This window comes from Cesiribacter andamanensis AMV16 (assembly GCF_000348925.1).
Classification (GTDB): Bacteria; Bacteroidota; Bacteroidia; order Cytophagales; family Cyclobacteriaceae; genus Cesiribacter; species Cesiribacter andamanensis.
In genome coordinates, this window is record NZ_AODQ01000196.1 from 1 (window position 1) to 5,276 (window position 5,276).

Sequence of the window (5,276 nt, forward strand, 5' to 3'; positions counted from 1 at the left end):
CTTTGCCCGGCAGGGCGCCGAGGTTCATATTTTGGATGTTTCTGAAGAGGCTGCCCGTCAGACCTGCGCGGAAATTGCGGCCGAAGGGGGTAGTGCCCACTTCCATCGGTGCGATATCAGCCGGCAGGCTGAGGTACTGGCGGTATTTGCGCAAATTGGTACCCCCCAGATTCTGGTGAACAATGCCGGCATCGCCCATGTAGGCAATCTGGAGGCCACCACCGAAGAGGCCTTCGACCGCATCTACCAGGTAAACATCAAAGGCGCCTACAACTGCCTGCTGGCGGCTGTACCTCTCATGAAAGCCGCAGGGGGTGGGGTGGTGCTGAATGTGGCCTCCATAGCCGCCCTGGTGGGCCTGCCCGACCGCTTTGCCTACAGCATGAGCAAGGGGGCCATGGCGGCCATGACGCTATCCGTAGCCAAAGATTACCTGAGCAGCAACATTCGCTGCAACAGCATTTCGCCGGCGCGGGTGCATACCCCCTTTGTGGATGGCTTTATCGCCAAGAACTACCCGGGCCAGGAGCAGGAGATGTTCGACAAGCTCTCCAAAACCCAGCCCATCGGCCGCATGGGCAGGCCCGAGGAAATAGCCGCCCTGGCGCTCTACCTCTGCTCCGACGAGGCTGGCTTTATCACCGGCTGCGATTACCCCATCGATGGCGGATTTACCACCCTGAATACCTAACGTACTGGAGCGCATAGCAGGCAATCTATTTCGCTGGTTCGCGCGTCTCGCCCGGCCCTCACCCTACTGGATCTGGATCCGAGCCACAGGCTCGAACCCGCGTAAAAACCAGCAAACCCCCTACCTGATATCCGATACCTCACCCCTCATACCCGACCACCCATGAAACTATTCAGATTTGGCGCCCCCGGACAGGAAAAACCCGGGCTCTGCATTGGCCACAAGCATTATGATCTATCTGCTTTTGGCGAAGATTACAACGAAGCGTTTTTTGAGACCGATGGCCTAAACCGCCTGCAGGCCTTTCTGGCCGAAAAGGGGGCCGGGCTGTCCCAGCTGCCCGAAGAGGGAATGCGCTTTGGTCCGCCGGTGGCACGTCCTTCCAAGATCATCTGCATTGGCCTCAACTATGCCGACCATGCCCGGGAATCGGGCGCAACCCCTCCGCAGGAACCCATCCTGTTCTTTAAATCCACCACTGCCCTGTGCGGACCAAACGATGCAGTGGTCATCCCCAGAGGAGCCGAAAAGCTGGACTGGGAGGTGGAACTGGCCGTAGTGATCGGCAGAAGGGCCAGCAATGTGTCGGAGGCCGAGGCCCCGGACTATGTGGCCGGCTATGTGCTGCACAACGACTACAGCGAGCGAGCCTTTCAGCTGGAGCGCGGCGGCCAGTGGGTAAAGGGCAAAAGCTGCGATACCTTTGCGCCCCTGGGTCCCTACCTGGTAACCCCCGAGCAGCTTGGCAATGTGGATGCGCTGCGCCTCTGGCTAAAGGTAAACGGCCAGCTGATGCAGGATGGCAGCACCGCCGAACTGATCTTTAAAGTTCCCCAGCTGATTGCCTATGTAAGCCAGTTTATGACCCTTTTGCCGGGCGATATTATCTCTACCGGCACCCCGGCCGGCGTAGGCCTGGGCATGAAGCCCCCCCGGTATCTGAAGGCCGGCGATGTGGTGGAACTGGGCATTAAGGGGCTGGGCGAGGCCCGGCAGCTGGTGCAGGCCTTTCAAAAGGGCGGACATTAACGACCCCTGGTCGGACAGTTTTCGTATAGTAGCCTATTCCCACAGAGAGTCCCCAATAGGCAGAAGGGGTGTTCTGGTGGGGGTACTAAATTTTTTTAGCGATGTATAAACGAATGCAAAGTACCTGGACCATCACCAAAGAAACTTTTACCGATTTCTTTGACGATAACCCCATGGATTATGCCGCCATTATTGCGTTTTATACCATTTTTTCGCTGCCGGCGGTCCTGATCATTACCATCCGCATTGCCACCACGGCTTTTGGGGAGGAGGCTGTACGGGGCGAGATCGTCAACCAGACCAGTGGCATCATAGGGCGGGGTAGTGCCGAGCAGGTGCAGAGCATTATCGAAAATGCCGAGCAGTCGGAGGCCACCACTATTGGTACCATCATAGGCATAGCCGTCATGATCTTTAGTGCCACCACCGTGTTTGTAGCGCTGCAAAATGCCCTTAATGCCATGTGGCAGGTGGAGGCCAAACCCGAAAAAGGCTGGGTTAAGATGATCATTAACCGGGTACTGTCGCTGGCCATGGTGGTGAGCATGGGGTTTTTGCTGCTGGTATCCCTTTCGGTAGATGTGCTGCTGGGCCTGCTGAACGACTACCTGCGCGAGGCCCTTTCGGGCATTGCCGTATACCTGATCACTGCCGGTAATTTTCTGGTCTCCCTGGGCATCAGCATCCTTATTTTCGCCATCATCTTTAAGGTGTTGCCCGATGCCAAGATACGTTGGAGCAATACCTGGGTGGGAGCAACGGTGACGGCCCTTTTATTCACCATTGGCAAGTTTGTGATCAACATTGTGCTGCAGCACGACCCCCTGGCCGATACCTATGGAGCGGCCGGTGCCCTGGTGATGATCCTGGTATGGGTGTATTATACCTCCATTATCTTTCTGTTCGGGGCTGAGTTTACCCAGGTCTATTCCCGGCACCACGACCGCGGTATACGCCCGGCCGACAATGCCGTAAAGGTAGAGATGAAGAAAGTAGAGACCGACCAGGACGGCAGCCAGAAGGAAGTAAAGGGCAAGAAGGCCGATAGCTTTTAGGGGGTACAAAAAAAGCCGGTTTCTTTGAGTAAAAATCGGCCGAAAAGAGGTGGGTATACCCCTTAGCGCTTGATGTCGATGGTGTACTTGAACTTATCGGCCCGGTAGTAGCCCAGGTTGTACTCAATGGGCCGGTCGCCGGGGTCGCACACCAGGCGCTTGCGGAACAGAATGGGCTCGCCCGATTTCATGGCCAGTAGCTTGGCCAGCTTGCTATCGGCCAGCATGGCCGATATTTCTTCCTTGGAGATGGAGGGTACGGTGTGGTAGTCGTTTTCCAGAATGTCGTAGAGGTAGCCGTTAAAATCCTCGTTGCCCGTCATGCCCACGCGGGGATGGAAATAAGAGATAAAGTACACAAAGGGCCCCTCGTCATAGCCCTTCAGGCGCTCCAGTTTCAGAATTTTGGTGCCTTTTTTCACCTGCAGGGCGGAGGTCACTTCCTCATCGGCCATTACCCAGCTTACTTCTATCTTATAGTTCTTAAAATCGATGCCCTTTTTGTGCATCTCCTTGGAGAAGCTGAACCAGTTGTCCAGCTTGGTGGTCACCCCTTTTTTCAGCACTTTGGTGCCTACCCCTTTTTTGCGATCCAGCAGATTTTCGTGCACCAGTTTGTTGGTGGCCTGCCGGATGGTGTTGCGGGAAATGCCCAGGCGCTTGGCCAGGTCTACCTCTTTGGGGAGTAACTTGCCATTCTGGTAGGCCGGTTCCTTGATCATTTCCCGCAACAGATTTTCTACCTGCACATGAAGGGGTAAATGGCTGTTGTGGTCGATGGCAATGGGTGTTTCCACTAGTTATGTCTTTTTGTTCAAACAAATATAAAAAATCCCGGCATAAAGCGCTAGTATAACTACTATAGTGCAGGATTTGTACTCTTGAAGAGCTGAAAGGGCAAATTCCGGTAAAATCTAACTCTTGCATCCTAAAGCACCGCTGCTGCTGATGAATGCTAAGGCGTTTGTCGGCAAGCGAAGGAAATGCAGGGAATTAGTTTGTTCATATGTTCATACGTAGTAACTTAAGCGCTGTTCCTTTTTGCCGCTGTTCATGAAATACCCCTGCTGCCTCCTGCTTTACGTACTCCTGTTGGTATCTACAGACCTGCAGGCCCAGTCGCCGGCCTATAAAGACGAGGCCTTTACCCAATATTTCCGGCAGGTAGAGGGCTGGATCGCCTCAGATGCTACTATTTCGGTACCTCTGCCCAACAACCGCTCGCTCTGGCTCTTTGGCGATACGCACCTGGATGATTACCGGGCCTCCGACAACAGCATGCCCTGCCTCTTTCAGGTAAACAACTCCATGCTGGTGCAGGATATGGAGCAGCCCACCGACTTTACCCTTATCCTGGACCGGACCCGCATTGGCAAGCAGCGTACCCCCGTAAAGGATCTCTCTAATGAAAGCCTGTACTTCTGGCCGGGGCATGGCTACAGCCAGGGCGATACTACCTATGTGTTCTGGCTGGCCTATACGGGGTTTGAAATGGCCCATGCAGGCACCTATCTGGCCAAAATGGATAACCGGGATCCCCGGGATGCCTCCGCTATTAAAGAACTGGTAAGACTGCCCCTGCCAGCTGGGGTAGAGTGGGGCAATGCCGTACTCACCGATACCGACACCGGGTACCGCTACCTCTACGGGCAGGTAAAGGACTGGATCATCCACCGTCCCCTGCTGGCCCGGGTACCCCTTGATGGGGATATCACCGGCCCCTGGGAATTCTTTGACGGTACCGGTTGGGTGGCCGATGCCGCCGCCGCCCAGCAGCTGATGGCCAGTGAGGATGATTATGTGTCGCCCAGCTTTAGTGTGTTCAAACTGCAAGACAAGTACTTTATGATCTCACAGGATATTGGTTTTCTCACATGCGGCTATGGCCGGGAGATTTACGCCTGGGAGAGCAGCTCGCCCGAGGGACCCTTTACCAATAAAAAGCTTGTTTACACCATTGAAGACCAGTACCGGGGCGAATACTGGGTCACCTACAATGCCACGGCCCATCCGCAGTTTATCCGCAACAACGAGCTGCTGATCTCCTATAATGTCAATGGCCTGGCCAACAACGGGGTGCAGGGGGTGAGCTGCCAGAACGAATGCCAGGATGCCTTCCGGGACCGCCGCAATGCCGATGGTTACCGGCCCAAGTTTATCCGGCTGCCCCTTACCTACCTGGACCCCGCCCTGCAGATCCCCGACCGCTACTTTCCGGCCGAGCCTACGGGGCTGCTCCAGGGCTATACCTCCTTTGAGAAGCTGGAGGTGTACCCCAACCCCGCCGCTGGCCGGCAGGTGCAGGTAACGATTGGCGATGCCCAGCCGGGCGGCCCTTTGCAGCTGCGGGTATACGATCTGCAGGGCCGGCTGGTGCTGGAGCAGCAACAGCAAGGGACCGGCACAACCAGCCTGCGGCTTCCGGCCAGCGGGCTTTACCTGCTGCAGGTACGCTCCCCCGGCAAACGGGGAGTAGCCCGTATCCTGATTCCCTAACAACT

Annotated in this window: 5 protein-coding genes; 4 read left to right on the forward strand and 1 reads right to left on the reverse strand. The window is 55.8% G+C overall.

Going from position 1 to position 5,276, the window contains the following annotated elements:
• From ADICEAN_RS20105 to ADICEAN_RS20115, 3 genes are all read left to right on the forward strand, one after another.
• Nucleotides 1-691, forward strand: a 691-nt coding sequence (locus ADICEAN_RS20105; protein WP_040398509.1) for an SDR family NAD(P)-dependent oxidoreductase, incomplete at its 5' end; no start/stop codon positions are given.
• A gap of 162 nt (nt 692-853) precedes the next feature.
• Nucleotides 854-1,720, forward strand: coding sequence for a fumarylacetoacetate hydrolase family protein (locus ADICEAN_RS20110; protein ID WP_009197512.1), 867 nt, complete (start codon nt 854-856; stop codon nt 1,718-1,720).
• Between the two features lie 101 nt (nt 1,721-1,821).
• Complete coding sequence (locus ADICEAN_RS20115; RefSeq protein ID WP_009197513.1) at nt 1,822-2,775, forward strand: YihY/virulence factor BrkB family protein; 954 nt, start codon at nt 1,822-1,824, stop codon at nt 2,773-2,775.
• Nucleotides 2,776-2,837: 62 nt separating this feature from the next.
• Here the strand turns inward: ADICEAN_RS20115 and ADICEAN_RS20120 are convergent, their stop codons facing one another.
• Nucleotides 2,838-3,572: a GntR family transcriptional regulator gene (locus ADICEAN_RS20120; protein ID WP_009197514.1), complete on the reverse strand. Its 735-nt coding sequence runs from the start codon at nt 3,570-3,572 to the stop codon at nt 2,838-2,840.
• A 295-nt stretch (nt 3,573-3,867) separates the two neighbouring features.
• Here ADICEAN_RS20120 and ADICEAN_RS20125 point away from each other — a divergent pair, with 295 nt between their 5' ends.
• The gene (locus ADICEAN_RS20125) at nt 3,868-5,271 is read left to right on the forward strand and encodes a DUF5005 domain-containing protein (RefSeq protein ID WP_161622745.1); all 1,404 of its coding nucleotides are present in this window, start codon (nt 3,868-3,870) and stop codon (nt 5,269-5,271) included.
• Nucleotides 5,272-5,276: the final 5 nt, after the last annotated feature.

What these genes read in the sequence shown, in the direction of transcription:
- ADICEAN_RS20110 (WP_009197512.1), top strand. Translation starts at nt 854, where the DNA reads ATGAAACTATTCAGATTTGGCGCCCCCGGACAGGAAAAACCCGGGCTC.
- ADICEAN_RS20115 (WP_009197513.1), top strand. Translation starts at nt 1,822, where the DNA reads ATGTATAAACGAATGCAAAGTACCTGGACCATCACCAAAGAAACTTTT.